At 55.3% G+C, this 16,541-nt stretch carries 16 protein-coding genes; 4 read left to right on the forward strand and 12 right to left on the reverse strand.

Annotated features, from left to right (window positions below):
- The 10 genes from PN477_RS11515 to PN477_RS11560 all read right to left on the reverse strand — a co-directional run.
- Nucleotides 1-386: helix-turn-helix domain-containing protein (locus tag PN477_RS11515; protein ID WP_272147294.1), on the reverse strand; the 386-nt coding region annotated here is incomplete at its 3' end.
- A gap of 10 nt (nt 387-396) precedes the next feature.
- Entirely contained in the window at nt 397-642 is a 246-nt protein-coding gene (locus PN477_RS11520; RefSeq protein ID WP_272115780.1) for a hypothetical protein, read from the reverse strand.
- Between the two features lie 201 nt (nt 643-843).
- Complete coding sequence (locus PN477_RS11525; protein ID WP_272115781.1) at nt 844-2,067, reverse strand: glycosyltransferase family 2 protein; 1,224 nt, start codon at nt 2,065-2,067, stop codon at nt 844-846.
- A 118-nt stretch (nt 2,068-2,185) separates the two neighbouring features.
- Nucleotides 2,186-2,755, reverse strand: coding sequence for an orotate phosphoribosyltransferase (gene pyrE / locus PN477_RS11530; protein ID WP_272115783.1), 570 nt, complete (start codon nt 2,753-2,755; stop codon nt 2,186-2,188).
- Nucleotides 2,756-2,844: 89 nt separating this feature from the next.
- Nucleotides 2,845-4,476 (reverse strand): MBL fold metallo-hydrolase, encoded by a 1,632-nt coding sequence (locus tag PN477_RS11535; RefSeq protein WP_272115785.1) that lies wholly within the window; start codon nt 4,474-4,476, stop codon nt 2,845-2,847.
- A 63-nt stretch (nt 4,477-4,539) separates the two neighbouring features.
- Entirely contained in the window at nt 4,540-4,662 is a 123-nt protein-coding gene (locus PN477_RS11540) for a hypothetical protein (protein WP_272115787.1), read from the reverse strand.
- 139 nt (nt 4,663-4,801) lie between these two features.
- Nucleotides 4,802-6,709 (reverse strand): cation:proton antiporter, encoded by a 1,908-nt coding sequence (locus tag PN477_RS11545; protein ID WP_272115789.1) that lies wholly within the window; start codon nt 6,707-6,709, stop codon nt 4,802-4,804.
- 202 nt (nt 6,710-6,911) lie between these two features.
- The gene (locus tag PN477_RS11550; protein ID WP_272115791.1) at nt 6,912-8,528 is read right to left on the reverse strand and encodes a B12-binding domain-containing radical SAM protein; all 1,617 of its coding nucleotides are present in this window, start codon (nt 8,526-8,528) and stop codon (nt 6,912-6,914) included.
- Between the two features lie 164 nt (nt 8,529-8,692).
- Entirely contained in the window at nt 8,693-10,315 is a 1,623-nt protein-coding gene (locus PN477_RS11555; protein ID WP_272115793.1) for a B12-binding domain-containing radical SAM protein, read from the reverse strand.
- A 70-nt stretch (nt 10,316-10,385) separates the two neighbouring features.
- Nucleotides 10,386-10,556 (reverse strand): hypothetical protein, encoded by a 171-nt coding sequence (locus PN477_RS11560; RefSeq protein WP_272147295.1) that lies wholly within the window; start codon nt 10,554-10,556, stop codon nt 10,386-10,388.
- Here PN477_RS11560 and lipA point away from each other — a divergent pair.
- The 3 genes from lipA (at nt 10,551) to PN477_RS11575 (ending at nt 12,666) form a co-directional block, all read left to right on the forward strand.
- The gene (lipA, locus tag PN477_RS11565) at nt 10,551-11,453 is read left to right on the forward strand and encodes a lipoyl synthase (RefSeq protein ID WP_417158797.1); all 903 of its coding nucleotides are present in this window, start codon (nt 10,551-10,553) and stop codon (nt 11,451-11,453) included. The two genes, PN477_RS11560 and lipA, sit on opposite strands and share 6 nt — an antisense overlap.
- Before the next feature lie 138 nt (nt 11,454-11,591).
- The gene (locus PN477_RS11570; protein ID WP_272115796.1) at nt 11,592-12,395 is read left to right on the forward strand and encodes a tetratricopeptide repeat protein; all 804 of its coding nucleotides are present in this window, start codon (nt 11,592-11,594) and stop codon (nt 12,393-12,395) included.
- A 133-nt stretch (nt 12,396-12,528) separates the two neighbouring features.
- On the forward strand, nt 12,529-12,666 hold the full coding sequence (locus PN477_RS11575) for a photosystem II reaction center protein K (RefSeq protein WP_072620355.1): 138 nt from the start codon (nt 12,529-12,531) through the stop codon (nt 12,664-12,666).
- Nucleotides 12,667-12,992: 326 nt separating this feature from the next.
- On the opposite strand, the gene PN477_RS11580 is transcribed toward PN477_RS11575, so the two are convergent.
- Nucleotides 12,993-14,114 (reverse strand): tetratricopeptide repeat protein, encoded by a 1,122-nt coding sequence (locus PN477_RS11580; RefSeq protein WP_272115797.1) that lies wholly within the window; start codon nt 14,112-14,114, stop codon nt 12,993-12,995.
- A gap of 277 nt (nt 14,115-14,391) precedes the next feature.
- On the opposite strand from PN477_RS11580, the gene PN477_RS11585 reads away from it, so the two are divergent.
- On the forward strand, nt 14,392-15,633 hold the full coding sequence (locus tag PN477_RS11585; RefSeq protein WP_272115798.1) for a response regulator: 1,242 nt from the start codon (nt 14,392-14,394) through the stop codon (nt 15,631-15,633).
- A 341-nt stretch (nt 15,634-15,974) separates the two neighbouring features.
- Here PN477_RS11585 and PN477_RS11590 read toward each other — a convergent pair whose 3' ends face one another.
- Complete coding sequence (locus PN477_RS11590; RefSeq protein WP_272147297.1) at nt 15,975-16,148, reverse strand: hypothetical protein; 174 nt, start codon at nt 16,146-16,148, stop codon at nt 15,975-15,977.
- Nucleotides 16,149-16,541 lie beyond the last annotated feature (393 nt).

The raw sequence follows: 16,541 nt of genomic DNA on the forward strand, positions 1-16,541 counted from the left end.
TCTAATGCTGAATGTACACGATATTGTTCAGCATTCAAATGTAGTGCAATCTCTCGTTCGCTGGTGTGTCTTTCATCAATTGCTTTGAGTATTTTACTAATAAATTCATCCGACATATTCATCAAATCCTCTGGATGGTCAATGGCTACTTTTCCTTTAGAAGTTAACAAACAACCATGATATTCATTTCTATCTGGTTCAAAGTAAGGTGAACCTTGCAAACCTTGGATATAGCCTGCCTGTTCTAAATTTTGAAGACAGTGATAAACACGATCGCGATCAATACCCAAAGCTTCAGCGATCTCATGTTCATTGATCGCTCGTTCATTCGTTTTTTCCTCACGAATCGCTTTGAGAATCTGAATCGACAATTCATTAAGAGCCATACAACCTCTGTTAATTTAAACTTTTTGTCACTAACAACTCATTGCCGCGATCGTCAATGACTTTCACCGCAATCTCGTGATGCTCTCCCGGATCGAACGGGGCACTGATTGTCCCGGCTAGGTGCTCCCACACTTCATCGTCGTAAGTGCCTTTGAGAGATTTTCTGATGCTATCCCAGGCATTGGTGCGGGGGAAGAACGCTTGATTGACGTGGAAATTTAATCCATTGTAGTTGTAGTCGCTGGATTGACACAATTAGTTTAACTTTCTTTTATAAAACCAAGGTCAAACGCTGATTGTTCCGTTGGCTGCGATCGCAAAAACTTAGGGTCTACCTGCGTCTTCAACCCCGCCAACTGCATCGATATTCCCGTTGTTGTTCCCCACAAAATTGCCACCACTACCAGATAGAGTAAGAGTATTGGGTAGGGTGGGCATCGGGTTGGGTGTTTTCCTTCAGGATTTTGAGGGGGTGTCGTCATCAGGGGCGATCGCATCCCGTTCTGTGCGTACCCATTGGGCTTCGGGGCGAACGAGGAAGCGGAAATAGAGGGGAATTTTCCAGAGAATATAGAACGGGATTGAGAGGAGGGTGAGGGCGGGTAAATCTTGGCGGCCAAACTTGAGCCAGGCGGCGAGGATGGCTGTGAGGAGGAGAAGACCCGCGATCGCACCCAGTCCCACGGGCCAGAGCCACAACCACCCGATCGCCCACAGGCCCAGGGATACAACCATCATTCCCACCCAGAGCACCACCAATAACGATAACGGCGGCACTGCCAACTCTAGGCCCAAGGTGAGCAGGTCTAGGCGGCCTTGTTTGACCCCAGCGGCCAGGAGTTGGGGGACAAAGGTGGTGAGGGTGTGGAGGTGGCCATGTTCCCAGCGGGTGCGTTGACTGGTGGCGGCGGCGGCTTGGCTGGGGAGGCGACCGAGTACCAGGGTGGTGGGGCAAAACTGGGGCGGATGGCCGGCGATCGCTAAATCCAACCCTAGCTTCATATCTTCGACAATTTCCCCACTGGCCAAATCCACCGATCGAATCACCGCCCAAGGAAACGCCATCCCCGTCCCCGTCAATAAACAGGATTGCCCCCCTTGCCACAACCCCAAGGGCCGCACCAAGTTCTTCACCTTAAACGCAAAGGCTGACACCGCATCTTTGGCCTGGGGGTGGTCGGGTTTGGCCATCAAATAGAGGGACTGAATCGGGCGATTTAAGCCCTGGGCTTGGGCGGCAATTTGTTTCACCGTTCCCGGCTGTACATCGCAATCGGCATCAATCATCACCACCACCGCCGGGGGCTGTTGGGCGAGATGTTGCAGCCCAAAATCGAGAGCGTAGCCTTTGCCCCGTTGCTGCTCATTGTGGCGTTCGAGCACCGTCACCCCTAGATCCTGGGCAATGTTGGCCGTGTCGTCGCTGCAATTGTCCGCCACCACAATAATCTGAGTCGGGTCATCCACTTCCGGCAGGAGTTGGGCGAGGGTGCGACGAATGCCCAAGGCTTCGTTGTGGGCGGGAATGAGAATCGCCGTGGCGGGCATGGCGAGGGTGGGGCTAAGGGAGGTGGCACGGGCGGCGATCGCAGCCATACATTCCAGCCACAACACGATACAGAGCAGCAAAATCCCCGCCATCGCCACCAACATCACGCTCGAAACTATCCCGATCATCATGGTCAATCTCTCTCAAAAATAGGTTGCGATCGCCCCACCGTCACCGCCATTTCCCCAGAACAACAGCAGCACACCAGGGCGTTTTACTGTTCCGGCCACCCGGTGGGAAACCCGGAGATTAACCCCCTTGGGCGGCGGCTTGGAGGTCGCGGATCGAAAAAATCGCTTCAAACTCTAAATCATTGGCGGCGTAGCAGGCCTGGCCCCCCTGTTCACGATCCACCAGCGCCATAATTTTCGTGACGCGATAGCCCGCATTGCGCAAGTGTTCCACCGCTTGCAATGCCGATTGACCCGTCGTGACCACATCTTCGAGCACCACCACATGGGCCCCCGCCGGCAGATTCGGGCCTTCAATGTAGGCCTTGGTGCCGTGCCCTTTTGGGTGTTTGCGCACGATCAAGGCGGGGATTGGGCGGGCTTCGAGTTCTGAGACTAAACTCACGGCCGTCACCATGGGGTCAGCCCCCAGGGTGAGACCGCCCACGGCATGGGTATCGGGGGGCAACATCGCCCAGAGGAGCCGCCCCACGGTTAAGGCTCCATCGGCGCGGAGGGTGACTTGCTTGCTGTTGATGTAGTAGGTGCTTTTTTGGCCGGAGGAGAGGACAAAATCACCTTCTTGGTAGGCAAATTGGAGGAGGAGATCGAGGAGGTGTTGGCGCAGGTCAGCGATCGCAGTGGTCATGATCCCAAGTGATTTCAAAACAATGGTGTACCCTCAGTAAACCGCAAACCGGAGCGGAATGGAAACGCAGCAATCTCGCCCCTTGTTCCCTAGGTCTCCCGCTCCGGCTCGGCTTCAAAGGCGGGGCAATAGCCGTCTAGGGTGACGGTGAATCCGTAGAGGGGCGATTGGGGATTCTGACAGGTTTTGCCCTGCAAATATTGGCAATTGCGGCAACATTCTTGACCGGCTTGGATGCGATTGGCGTTGCTTTGGCGCAAGAGTTCCCGCTGAGAGAGGCCGCGCAGGATCAATTCATTCCCCTGCCAGCGGGCTTCCACTAGTCCCGTATCGGCAAAGGTAGACCAGATCGGGTTATGGCTCAGGGCCGAGGGGAGGGCAATATTCACCATCGCATCGAGTTCGCTAATTTCGCCCTCGTAGGTGGTGAGGATTGGGGCAGCGGGTTGAATGAAGCGATCGCCCACGGGCAACTCTAGGGTCATATCGTTGCGGGGGGCGTGGAGTTTGTAGCGGCTTTGCAATTCTTCGAGGCTGGTGAGTTCCGCGATCGCCGCCGGTGAACCATGGACAAACAGAATATGTTGCGGGCGAATGTTGTGGATTAGTTGCGTCGTGTTGCGGCCGTCGCTGTGGTCGGTGAGGGTGTAGGAATCGATACTGACCGCCTCGTGATAGTGAAAGGTTTCAATATTCACTTGGACATCGTGGTGATGTTCAGGGATTAACACCGTCCAGGCTTGGGGCGATCGCGCCTCCAACTGTTGCCAGTCCTCCATCCGGTTGGTGAGCAAGACACAGGGCGCAGCGGGGGTGGATTCGTCCGTGAAGCGGCTCACCGTGGGTAAAATTTGGTCATCCCAAAACAGGGGTTGATGGCGGGAAAAATTCTGCACCGCTGCGGGCAAGTGGGGCAAGATTTCCAGATAGGCATCGCAACCCTGGGCAATGTCCGGCCCGACCCAAATCCCCAACTCGCGCCCGGTAAATTGGTGGTGCGATCGCAACAACATCAGAATTTCCTGGGCTAACCCCAAGGGCGGCGCAAAAATGGCCACGGACTTTTGCGCCCCTAACGCCTGTTCAATTTGGGTGAGAAATTGCTTTTCCAGTTGGCGGCGACGGGGATAGCGGGCGGTTCCGGCCGACCCTTCAATAATCAGCACATCCGGCGATGAGCCTCGCATCGTTTCCAGTGATAGACCCTCGGCCAGGCGGGAGTTAGACAGGAAAAAATCCCCCGTATAGAGCACCGTATAGGATCGTTCGGGAGTGGTATAGGTGAGCAAAATCACCGCTGCACCGGGTAGATGGCCCGCCGGAAACAGTTGCGCCGTTAAATCCGGGAAAAAATGCACCGGCGATCGCCACGGTAACGGCCGGCAAGCGAGTTCTGGAATCGTTGTGGTGACATCCCAATTAAAGGGCAAGAGTTGCGCCGTGACCTCGCTGGTGTAGATCGGCAACTGGGGGAACTGCTGCGCCAGGGGCAAGAGGCTGCGGGTATGGTCACGATGGGCATGGCTACAAAACACCAAATCCGCCGGGGGCGCGTCGGCGGTGAGGAGGGGAGCCGGATCGCGCAGGCCACAGTCGAGCAGAATACGGTAGGGCCCCATCTGCACCATGAGACAAATTCCCTCGCCATCGTGGCCAACACCGTAGGGACGACAGGCGAGGGGGGAATGGCTGGGGCTAGGGATCAGATCCGGCGCACCCATGGCAATGCCCGCCGTGACGAGGGACGTGAATCAGGGATGAGCCGGGCCATGATGGGAGGGATTTTAATGGGCGGAACCATTGCCATGGTAATCATCGGAATCGTAAAAGCCGTTTTGAGTCCCGAAAAAGAGGGTTGCGATGCAGAAAACACCGGTTAAAATCGCCAAAATCAGTTTGATATCCATAGTTCAATCCTTCTGGTGAGCACAATGGGAAATCTACCCCCCCCCATGATAGTGGTCAATTTTAGAGATTGAGCGCGATCGCCTCAATTCCGCAGCATTTGTCCAGAATTGACCCAGGGGCGACTGGGGGCGATCGCCTCTACAAACTACTCGCCGCCGTCAACGGCACTTCTTCAACTTCCGGCAGGGTTTCGAGGGCGAGGCGACCCGTAGAACTCCCCCCAGAGAGGCGTTTGAGTAATTTCGGGCGGGGATCATGGAGGAGATAAATCATGCGATCGCCCGCCTGCCAATCTTCATCCGCCGCCGCCACTTGCAGCCCCTTCTGACGTTTCACCAACAGCGGCAACAGTTCCCCCGCCTGAATCAACGCCTCTAAATGAGCCTGTTGAGACGCAAACCCCGACGACTTCAGCACCGTTTCCCCCAGCTTCACCTGGCCATCCCGTAGATACTGATTCCACAGCTTCATCGGCACGTGGGGCTGAAACGCCGATGTGATTTTTTTCGGAGTCTTCACTTTCGCTTTGTCGGTCTCTTTGTCATGGCGCGGCAACACCGCAAACACCCGTGGCGGCTCAAACTCCTCCACCGCCCGCTGGGCCAAGACCGAATTCACTTCCCCATTACTCGTCAGAGCCACAAACGTCCCAATCGACTCAATCCCCGCCTCCGCCAACACATCCGGATCAAGGGCACTACTTTGAAACACCGACAGATCATCCGCCCGCGCCTGGGCACAGGACTCGGAATCGGTGTCGATCATCACCACCGATTCCCCTTCTTCATGGAAGAGCGAACCGATTAAGCGTCCGAGGGGAGTACAGCCGACAATCACCGCCCCGGTGGCCTCCGAGGAGGTGATTTGCAGGGCATCGGCAACCCAGCGGGCCGAGAGTCCCTGAAGGAAAACGGTCATCATGATTGTTAAAAACACCAAGGCTTTAATTGCATCGCCGCCGTTGATCCCCTGTTCCGTCAGGAGGATGGCGAATAACGAAGCCACCGAGGCCGAGACAATTCCTTTCGGCGCAATCCAGGCCACAAAGAGCTTTTGCCGCCAATTCAGGTCACTATTCCAGGTGCAAACCACCACACTGAGGGGTCGCACCACAAACATCAAGGTCAACACCGTCAACACCGACCCCCACCCCAAGGCCAAGATACTCGCCAGGGACAGGTCAGCGGCTAAGAGCACAAACAGCACCGACACCCCCAGGACGGTTAATTGACCCTTAAAACGGCGTAACATCCGTTCTTCGGGGAGGGAGGAGGCGCGGAGCACTAACCCGGCGATCACGGTGGCCATCAGTCCCGACTCGCTGCGGAGGGATTGGGAGAGGCCAAAGAGACCCCAAACGCCGGCTAAGACCACGAGGTTTTTCAGGTCTTCGGAGAGAAAATTACTTTGCTTGAGGATTAACCCCAGGAGCCATCCCCCTAAGCCGCCGACGAGGATACCGATGCTGAGGCGGAGGAGCAGGCTGGTGAAGATGGCGGCGGGGAGGGCATCACTGTTGAGGATGGTGTCAAGGACGACGACGGCGAGAATTGCGCCGACGGGGTCAATGAGGACACCTTCGCCTTCGAGGAGGGTGGCAACGCGGCGATCGACGGCTACTTGTTTGAGGAGGGGGCCGATCACCGTGGGGCCGGTGACGACGACGAGGGCGGCGTAGAGAAAGGCGATCGACCAGGGAAATTCACTGAGCCAATGGGCGGCCATCCCCCCACCAAGGAGGGTGATCAGTGTGCCGATGGTGACGAGGTTGCGAAGACTGCCGGAGACCCGTCCGAGGGCCCGCAGTTCGAGGTTGAGGCCGCCTTCAAAGAGGATGATCGCTACGGCGAGGGCAACGAGGACTTCAAGGCCGACACCGAGTTCGTGGGGATGCAGGACGTTGATACCATCGGAACCGAGAAGGATACCCAGCAGCAGTAAAAAAACAATGCTGGGAATTTTGAGGATTTCCCCTAAAACTTGTGCGCTAATGCCTGCGAGCACTGCGATCACAATTTGGAGGGTTAAGGTAAATGATCCTTCCATAATGTTCTGTGGCTAGGAAACGAGACTCACCGCCGCAGGCGACAAATCAACGTTAGGAGTGGTCACAATTCGCATATTGCGGTTATTTTAGCACTGGCATTTGGGGGGAGAAGGGGGAGGGACTGCGATCGCAACCCCTCCCGTCGATGCAACGACTGAATCCGGATCGAGCGATCCCGACACCGTCCCCCTGGGAGCAGCCCTAGGCCGCTACTTTGGTCTGTTGGGTATCATGACGCGCTTTTTGTTTGAGGAACAGAGCCAACTGGGCCTCGATCTGGCTCTTGACAATACTTCTGTACTCTAAGAAATGCTCGATTTGAGCGCAGATACCGAGGAAACTGGCCACACCGAGGGGGTAGTTTTTGAGCAGTTTGGCGAGGTAGATCCAGAACTGGACGCGGGTTTTGCGGATCACCCCCTGCCGCCAACAGATGATCAGCAGGGCCCGCACCATCGAAAGATCCAAGGGCTGGCGATCGCGCCCTGTACGCTTAAACTCTCGCTGGAAAACGCGGCGATTATATCGATTCGGCGCAGCTTCCAAAATACACACATGCTCATAGGCCCGCTCCATGAATTTCAGCGGATCATACAGTTGCCAAAAGCCGTTGATATATTCCTGGGCGATCTCTTCAATGGGTCGGGTGGGGATGAAGTTCATTAACTGGGTTTGGTTGCCCATTTTGTCCGTATCCCCGACGAGGAGCCGCTCTTCTCGCTCTAAGCGATGCCAGAGGGCGGTATTGGGGAGCGCCTGCAACATACTGAAAAACGCCGTCGGAATCGTGGTTTTTTCCACAAACTCCACAATCCGCTGCCCCGCGCCCGACTTTTCCCCATCAAACCCGACAATGAAACCCGCCATCACCCGTAACCCAGATCGGACAATGTTTTGCACCGATTCACTGAGGGGGTCGCGGGTATTCTGAAACTTGCGGGTCACTTCGAGGCTGCCCTCGTCGGGGGTTTCAATCCCCAGGAACACCGCACTAAAGCCCGCCTGCACCATCGAATCCATTAACTCTTGATCTTGGGCCAAGTCCACGGAGGCTTCGGTGTTGATCGTGAAGGGATAGCCCCGTTCTTGCATCCAGGGAATCATCGCCTTGAGCAGCAGTTTCACGTTGCGCTTATTGCCGATGAAATTGTCATCCACGAGGAAAATACTCCGCCGCCAGCCCAAATCATAGAGGTATTGGAGTTCGGCGAGGAGTTGCTCTGGGTTTTTGGTGCGGGGTTTGCGACCGTAGAGGACGATGATGTCACAAAATTCGCATTGGAAGGGGCAACCCCGCGAGAACTGCACCGACATTTCCGAGTAGGCACCAAGATCGAGGAGGTCGTAGCGGGGCACGGGGGTGATGGTGACATCGGGTTTTTCGGTGCTGCGGAACGTGCCGTGGGTGGCTCCGGCTTCGATCGCTTCGACAAACATCGGTAGGGTTAATTCACCTTCATCGAGGACGAGAAAATCTGCGCCCGCTGCGGCCAATTCATCGGGCAGCGAGGAAGGATAGGGGCCACCGACGGCGACGAGTTTGCTATGGGCTTTGGCGGCGCGAATTTGGGCGATGAAGTCTTCTTTTTGGACGATCATGCCGGAGAGGATGACGAGATCCGCCCATTGCCAATCTTGATCGGCAATTTCGGAGACGTTGCGATCGCAGAGGCGAAACTCCCAAGTTTGGGGCAAAATCGCCGCCACCGTCACCAAACCCAAGGGGGGTAACATCGCTTTCCGACCCACTAAATCCAGGGTTTTTTCAAAGGACCAAAAGGTTTTGGGAAATAACGGATAGATCAGTAAAACGTTCAAGATTGCGATGCTCCAGTGTTGACGATGTTGATAATGGACAGGCAGGATGCCATGGACACACCTACCGCTGATTGCGGTTCAAATCATGACCCCACCCTAAACACAGTGGTGAATAGGGTTGTATTTTAAGGGGTGAGCGGCAAAAGCGGGGGAGAACTGGGCCGTTAAGCGATCGCTTTTTCGCCCATCTTCTGCTCTTGTTCTTGCTGTTCCCGGAGCCGCTTTTCTTCGACGAGGAAGGCTTCGAGTTGGGTCTCGATATTATTTTTAACGATTTCCCGGTATTCCAAAAAATGTTCAATTTGAGCGCAAACCCCTAAATAGCTGGGAATGCCGCCGCGATTGTGAATGAACATCTGCGCGAGATACACCCAGAATTTAAACCGGGTTTTGCGCACCAGTCCCTGCCGCCAAAAGAGCGTTAACATCGCTTGCACTTCGCGCCATTTGATCCCGGTTTTACCCTTGGGTTTACCGCGCATTTTGGCGCGGCGTTCGGCGTGACAGGGGGCACTGCCAAGGATGCGATAGTGGCGATAGGTGCGATCGAGAAATGCGATCGGGTCGTACAGTTGCATGAACCCATCCACATATTCGCGGGCAATCTCTTCGAGGGGACGGGTGGGGACAAAGTTAATTAAGGTGGTTTGGTTAATATTGCCCACACCACTGAGGAGGCGGCCTTCTTTTTCGAGGCGATGCCAAAGGGCGGTATCCGGCAAGGCTTGGAGCATACTGTAGATCGCCGTGGGAATCGTGGTTTTTTCGACGAAATCCACAATCCGCTGCCCGGCTCCGGCTTTTTCGCCGTCAAACCCGATGATGAACCCCGCCATCACCCGCAGCCCAGAACTGATGATTTTATGGATCGATTCGCTCAAGGGGTCGCGGGTGTTTTGGAATTTTTTCGTGACTGCAAGGCTGCTTTCGTCGGGGGTTTCGATGCCCAAAAAGACGGCCCCAAACCCAGCAGCGGTCATCAGATCCATCAGTTCCTGATCGTTGGCGAGATCTACGGAGGCTTCGGTATCAAAGGAGAAGGGATAGCCCCGTTCTTCCATCCAGGGGATCATCGCTTTGAGGAGCAGCTTGACGTTGCGCTTGTTGCCGATGAAGTTGTCGTCCACCATGAAGATGCCGCGCCGCCAGCCGAGTTCGTAGAGGCGATCGAGTTCGGCGAGCATTTGTTCGGGGTCTTTGGTGCGGGGTTTGCGGCCGTAGAGGACGATGATGTCGCAAAATTCGCATTGGAAGGGGCAGCCGCGTGAGAATTGCACGGCCATTTCTGAGTAGGCATCGAAGTCGAGGAGGTCGAAGCGGGGGATGGGGGTGCTGGTCACGTCGGGTTTTTCCGTGGCGCGAAATGTCCCGGATTCAGCGCCGTTTTGGATGGCTTCGATGAACATTGGGAGCGTGATCTCCCCTTCATCGAGAATTAAATAATCGGCTCCGGCGGCTTTGACTTCGGGGTGAAGGGCGGTGGCGTAGGGGCCGCCGACGGCTACTTTTTTACCGCGTCGCTGGGCTTCGGCGACTTGGGCGAGCATGTCGTCTTTTTGGACGATCATGCCGGACAGGACGATCAGTTCGGCCCAGTCCCAATCGGCTTCGGTGAGGGTGCTAACGTTGCGATCGCAGAGTTTAAAATTCCACTCTTGGGGTAAAATTGCGGCGACGGTCGCTAAACCCAGGGGCGGTAACATGGCCTTACGGCCCACCAGTTCTAGGGTTTTTTCAAACGACCAAAAGCTTTTTGGGAACAGAGGATAAATTAGTAATACATTCATATCGGGTCGCCTCACGCCAATTTGTGCCCTATCTTAACTTAGAAACCCCGAAGAGATGGCGCGATCGCGGTTAATCCCTCTGCTCTGTGGGCCGAAAAACCGAGATGCGATCGCCCCCCGGCTCTGTTGAGATTTCAATGTAACCTTGTCTTTGAGGTGGCGCGATCGCCCTCTGCCGTTGCCCCAGCCAATCCCCCGCAGAACCCGCTAAAATGCAAGGACTTTCGTGACGTTTATTCATCGCTCTCCTGTGGTACAGCATCGCCCTGAACTTGTGTCCCTTCCGGCTTGGCTTCGCCGCCCCATTGGTAAGGCCAGCGAGCTTTCGACGGTACAGCGCATCATTAAGCAGCGCAATATTCACACCATTTGCGAAGAGGGTCGCTGTCCGAATCGGGGGGAATGCTACGCCCAACAGACGGCGACGTTTTTATTAATGGGGCCGGTTTGTACGCGCAGTTGTGCCTTTTGTCAGGTGGATAAGGGTCACGCGCCGATGCCCCTTGATCCTCAGGAGCCGGAGAAGGTGGCCGAAGCGGTGCAGTTGTTGAGTTTGCGCTATGTGGTGCTGACGGCGGTGGCGCGGGATGATTTGCCCGATGGGGGGGCGGGGGTGTTCGTGGCGACGATCGCCGCGATTCGGGCCGCGAATCCGCAGACGCAAATTGAGGTGTTAACCCCAGATTTTTGGAGTGGTCAGGGTTATGAGCCGGCGCAGCGCGATCGCATCGCGCAAGTGGTGGCGACGAAACCGGCCTGTTACAACCACAATTTAGAGACGGTGGCGCGGTTGCAGGGGCCTGTGCGACGGGGGGCGAAATATGAGCGATCGCTCGCCGTCCTCAAGACCGTGAAGGAACTTGACCCGACGATCGCCACTAAATCCGGGTTGATGTTGGGGTTGGGGGAAACGGAGGCGGAGATTGGGCAAGCCTTGGCGGATCTGCGGGCGGTGGGGTGCGATCGCCTCACGTTGGGGCAATATTTGCGGCCCTCGTTGGCGCATTTGTCTGTGGTGAAATATTGGACACCGGCTGAATTTGACGCATGGGGGGAACGGGCGCGATCGCTGGGCTTCAGCCATGTGCGATCGGGGCCGTTGGTGCGCAGTTCCTACCATGCGGGGGAAGCCGACTAGGGTCATGTCAGGGGGTAGGCACTCTGAGTGATCGGGGATTATGCCCAGCAAAATCCGCATAATCAGCAGGGAGCCTCCCCAAGGAATTGATTACACTGAAGGGTTAGATGACCTTTGAGGCGCAGGATAATGAAACCCATGAGATTTTTTGTCACAATCTTAGCGTTGGGTGTGTTGGGAAGCAGTGGTGTTGCCCTTGCTCAGGACACCGACTATGAATTATTGGCCGAACAATGTCGCACCGTTCCAGGGGAAGAGGGACTCGCCGCCTGTGACCAAGCGATCGCCCTGGATGATGGTGATCCGGCGCTCTGGCTGAATCGGGGCGTGAAATATGACCGCGACCTAAACCAACGCAACGAGGCGATCGCCTCCTACCTCAGTGCCATCGAGCGCGATCCCGATAATGACTATTCCCTTGCCTGGTACAACACCTGCGCCGTCCTCCTCAAATTTGCCAATATTCCCAACAGTATTGACCCGGATGTCTTAGTCCCCATTTTGATCGATTTGGAGGTGATCGAGGCTGAAACGGAAAACCCAGGCCCCCTCGCCACGAGTAGCAGCACCCTTTACGAAGCTGTGGTGGAAAGTTGCGATCGCGCCCTGACAGGGGATGAAAATTGGGGCACTGCCACACCGGCCCGGGCCTGGAATAACTTGGGGTATGCCCAGGATGAATTGGGCAATTACGAGGCGGCCTTAGCGGCCTATGGTAATGCGATCGCCGACGATCCATCCCATGTCGGCGCGTTCAACAACAAAGGCATCACCCTCGAAAACCTCGATCGCCACGCCGATGCCCTCGCCGCCTACGAAGCTGCCCTCAACCTCGACCCCAACTATGACCTCGCCCGCCGCAATCGGGCCCGCCTCCTACAACAACACCCTGAATTGCAGCCTGAAACCCCTGATGCTCAAGCCGAAACCCCCCCCCGCTGAATAAGCCCCCTGCCGCCACGGGCCGCCCCTGTTCCCAGGATGAGAACCGAAGGGAATTGTGGCGTGGCCGTTCAGAAAGCGTGTTAAAATTTACCTCAATTCTTAAATAAGCTGTATTGGAAGGGATTTATCAATGATTGCAGCCTCGCTATTGGCAGAATTGCCCGAAGCCTATCAAATTTTCGATCCCCTAGTGGATGTACTCCCGGTTATTCCGTTGCTCTTTTTGGCTCTTGCTTTCGTGTGGCAAGCGTCCGTTGGCTTCAAATAAACAGGGACGACCTCACCGACTTAGGGTCACAGTTCAAAGTGGTCACGTTTAACAATTTGGGTTTTAAACATAACACCAGGTTAAGACTGAAAAAATAGCACCCCCCACGGGTGTTATTTTTTTTTGCCTATTCTATTACCGATAATTACTGTTATGGGAATTAGGAAAAGCACGTATTTTCATGGGTTTGAGGGATGATATGGCGATCCTCAATCGGAGATCGTATCTCCTCATCAACAAGGGGCTTAAGCCCCTTGCCTGTTCATGAATCAAATCGGATTGCTATCGGTCACGTTCCCATCAGCCTCGATGCAACGGAGCAACGCTTAGGACGATCGCACCGCCGGGAGTGCGTTGGCGTGCTCGCGTCGCCACCCATCGCGCCAATAGGCCAAGCCGCTATAAAGCTGAAACGCCTGATCCCACAAACTAGGGCGACGACGCTCCAGATCAATCCGCGACGGCAGCCGGTTCAGGGTTTCACGAAAATCGATCGCACTGTCGGCAAAGGTGGCAAAGTCCGACCAGAGGACACCGCTAGGCAATTGGTGGGTGAGAAAGTCCATCAAGAGTTCCCAGTTTTGGCTGACGGTTTCGCCGGCATTGCCTGGGGTGGGGGTGAGGGTGATGCCGTTGAGGAATTGGTAGTGATGTTCACTGAGGCGCAGAATACAGTTGCGTTGGGGGAGATGGAGGTCACAGAACCAGAGATAGTCTTGGGTTTGGGTTTTGCGGATGAGTTGATTTTTGGCATCGAAGCTGACGACGGATTCAAACAGGGGGATGCGCCCTATGACTCGCTGCGTCACTTCTGACCATTGAAAGGTGAGGGTTCCGGGTTGCCCGGCCGAGTTGATGCAGCGCACCGTGGGCCCGTTGTCCCCCGGGCCGAAATATTTAACGGTGAACACATTGAGGTCGTTAATGGCAGAAAGGGCGATCGCAAAACAGGGAACCTGAGCCGCGTTCAGGGTGGTGGCGTAGTAATTTAATTCTCCTAACGGCCCGGTACGATAAAAACGCCAACCCCGACTAGGAAGCTGAAGCCGCGCACTGTAAAGATCCAGTTTCATCACGGTGCTAAAGACTTTGGCCGCTGCTTTTTTGTGCTCCGCTGGCATGGGTTCAAGAATGAAGACCCCAAGATCATCCCCGCCCGGTGTGGCCAGGGCGGCAGCGATCGCATCCTGACGCGAACGAGCAGCGATCGCTTCAATCCGAGCAATCCCCTGACGGATATAGCGGATCAATTTTGGATTCGTCGTTTGCGGCAACAGTTGTAAATAGAGACGCTCCGCCTCATCCCGTTGCCCCATGCCTTCCTGCACCCGTCCCACATAAAACCGCACCCAAGGGTTTTTGCGATCGGTCTTCAGCAAAGGCTTTAATAATTGGGCAGCCCGTCGATAGTCTTCCTGCTGAATCGCCTCGGCAATTTCGTCTAGCATGGCCCTCGCTCCACATCCATATCAACCTGATTCTGTCTTATTCTTGGGCGACTCTGCACTCTATCCCCCCCACCATGGCAGTCAAGACGGCGCGACACAAGCCTAATTCCAGCACATCTGGGTCTGTTGTTTCTCCTTGTTTTAACAACGGTGGCACTGTTCATAAGCTGTTCACAACATGTTTACGAAATGTTCACAGGATTTTCACAAGTGTTGCCTATGCTGTAAAGTATCAACCTTTTGGCCAGCACCCCGCTAAATCTCCCCCAACATTCCCATGACTCAACAGCCCCTTCCCCTCAACACACAAGCTAGCTTCTCCGCAGAAGGGGCCCTTGCTGGGTGCGAGCAAAAACAAGGGCTGACCGCTCAACTGTTGCAATACCGCGAACAAAAGTTCACCGGGCGTTTGTCGCTCACCTTGGGCAATGGTGTTGCGTGGCACTTCTACCTCCACTTAGGTCGCCTCGTCTGGATTGGAGGGGGTGAATCTCCGACGCGGCAATGGCGGCGATCGCTCCTCCTCAGCGCCCCCCACCTCACCGCCGCTGACCTCCGAATTCCCAGCAACAACAGGATTGAAAGTATGGAGTATCACATCCTCGTGATGCTCACCCTCCGCCAAAAAATCGACAGCGACCAAGCCACCGCGATCGTAACCGAAATCACCCACACCGCCTGCTTCGACATGGCGCAAGCGATCGCCCTCCACTCCCTCCAGCACGAAAGCCCCAACTTCACCCTCACCCCCTACCCCAGCATCCGCCCCTCCAGCACCGGCATGCTCCCCCAAGCCGCCATCCTCGACATTGCAACCATCCTCCAGCAAAGCCAAGCCCAATGGCAGCAATGGGTCGCCATCGGCCTCACCCACTATTCCCCTAACCTCGCCCCCCGCATCGTGGACGCGGCCCTCCTCGAACAGCAAACCAGCCTCGGCATCTATCAACAACTCACCCGCCTCATCAACGGCCAACGCAGCCTCCGCGACATTGCCGCCCTCAAACATCAGTCCGTCCTCACCATCACCCACACCCTCGTCCCCTTCATCGACGGTCATCTCCTCACCCTCGCGCCCCCCAAGCCCCCCACGCAACCCCTCACCCCGCCGCCTGCCCACCCCCACCCCACCCAACCCCAACATCAACCCCTAATCGCCTGCATCGACGATGATCCCCGCATCCAAGCCCGCCTCAACAAAATCCTCACCGCTGCGGGTTATCGTGTCTTGAGCATCACCAACCCGATTGAGGCTCTGCCCCTGCTCCTCCAAACCAAGCCCGATGCTGTTCTGTTGGACTTGATTATGCCCGTTGCGAATGGCTACGAAATCTGCGCTCAAATCCGGCGCGTCCAAGATTTCGCCGCCCTACCCGTGATCATGTTGACCGGCAATGATGGCGTGGTGGATCGAATGCGGGCCAAGATGGTGGGCGCATCGGGTTTCCTCACCAAGTCCACCAGCGTTGCTAAAATCACCGCCGCTCTCCAAACGCACTGTGGTGCGATCGCTCCTTAACCGCGCCTCGATTTGAGCATTCCCCCGCCGCCAGGGTTCCCCGTCGCTCCGGGTCTATGGCGGTGGTTGAGATCGTTAGGACAGGCAAGGGGCTTATGAGCGTTAAAAATTTAATTTAATAGAACAGAGCCACCCAAATCCCGCGTCATAGAGAAGCCATGGCACGAGATAACCTCGCCCCACCTCGCCCGATCATCATATTGCTCAATCAGCGCAAAACCAGGGGAGAAGAACGCCATAAGCCATAAACTGTCATACGGTTGACATACCAAAAACAGAGTCTCTTTAACAAATGAAAGAGACTCTGCAAAAATTCGGATTTTTAACTAAGCTAGCCTAGCTTAAGCGTGTGCTGCTTCTCTGTCTGTTCCCCACGAGGAGATGCCACCGGCCTTATAGTCACTCTCCCAACCATCTTTAGCCACCCTTTTGATGGCATCAACCGCAGGCTGAGTAATTTCTTTCAAATCATCTTTGTGAGTTTCAAGACATCCAGCAACAGAGTGATCCAACATACGATAACCTCAATTCTAGTTGACCTACTGGTTGAATATTAAGTTATTCAAACTTGCTGCGACATCAGTAAATTCACTGTAATTTAGCAATCTGCCGCAACCCACCTTTTAAGGCATGTCATGCTACTAAAATCTCGTTACTTGGCTCTGCCAAGTAATGCTAATTGGAGGCTCTGCCTCCTCCCCAGGCGGCGGAGCCGCTCAAGGCGCGTGTCACGGCAGAGCCATGACACGAGGAGAGGCGGGGGCAAAGTTGAGGCGAGAATGTAGTACGGATTTTGTGGAGAGTGTGAGCCAAGAACTCATTTTTCGAGCACCAGGCATCGAAAAGCCAGACCCTGCATAACTTCGTGGGAATTAACGAGTTAATGATTCTTGAAAAAAAGTCTGTAA

This window comes from Spirulina subsalsa CS-330, from assembly GCF_028330765.1.
Taxonomy (GTDB): domain Bacteria; phylum Cyanobacteriota; class Cyanobacteriia; order Cyanobacteriales; family Spirulinaceae; genus Spirulina; species Spirulina subsalsa_A.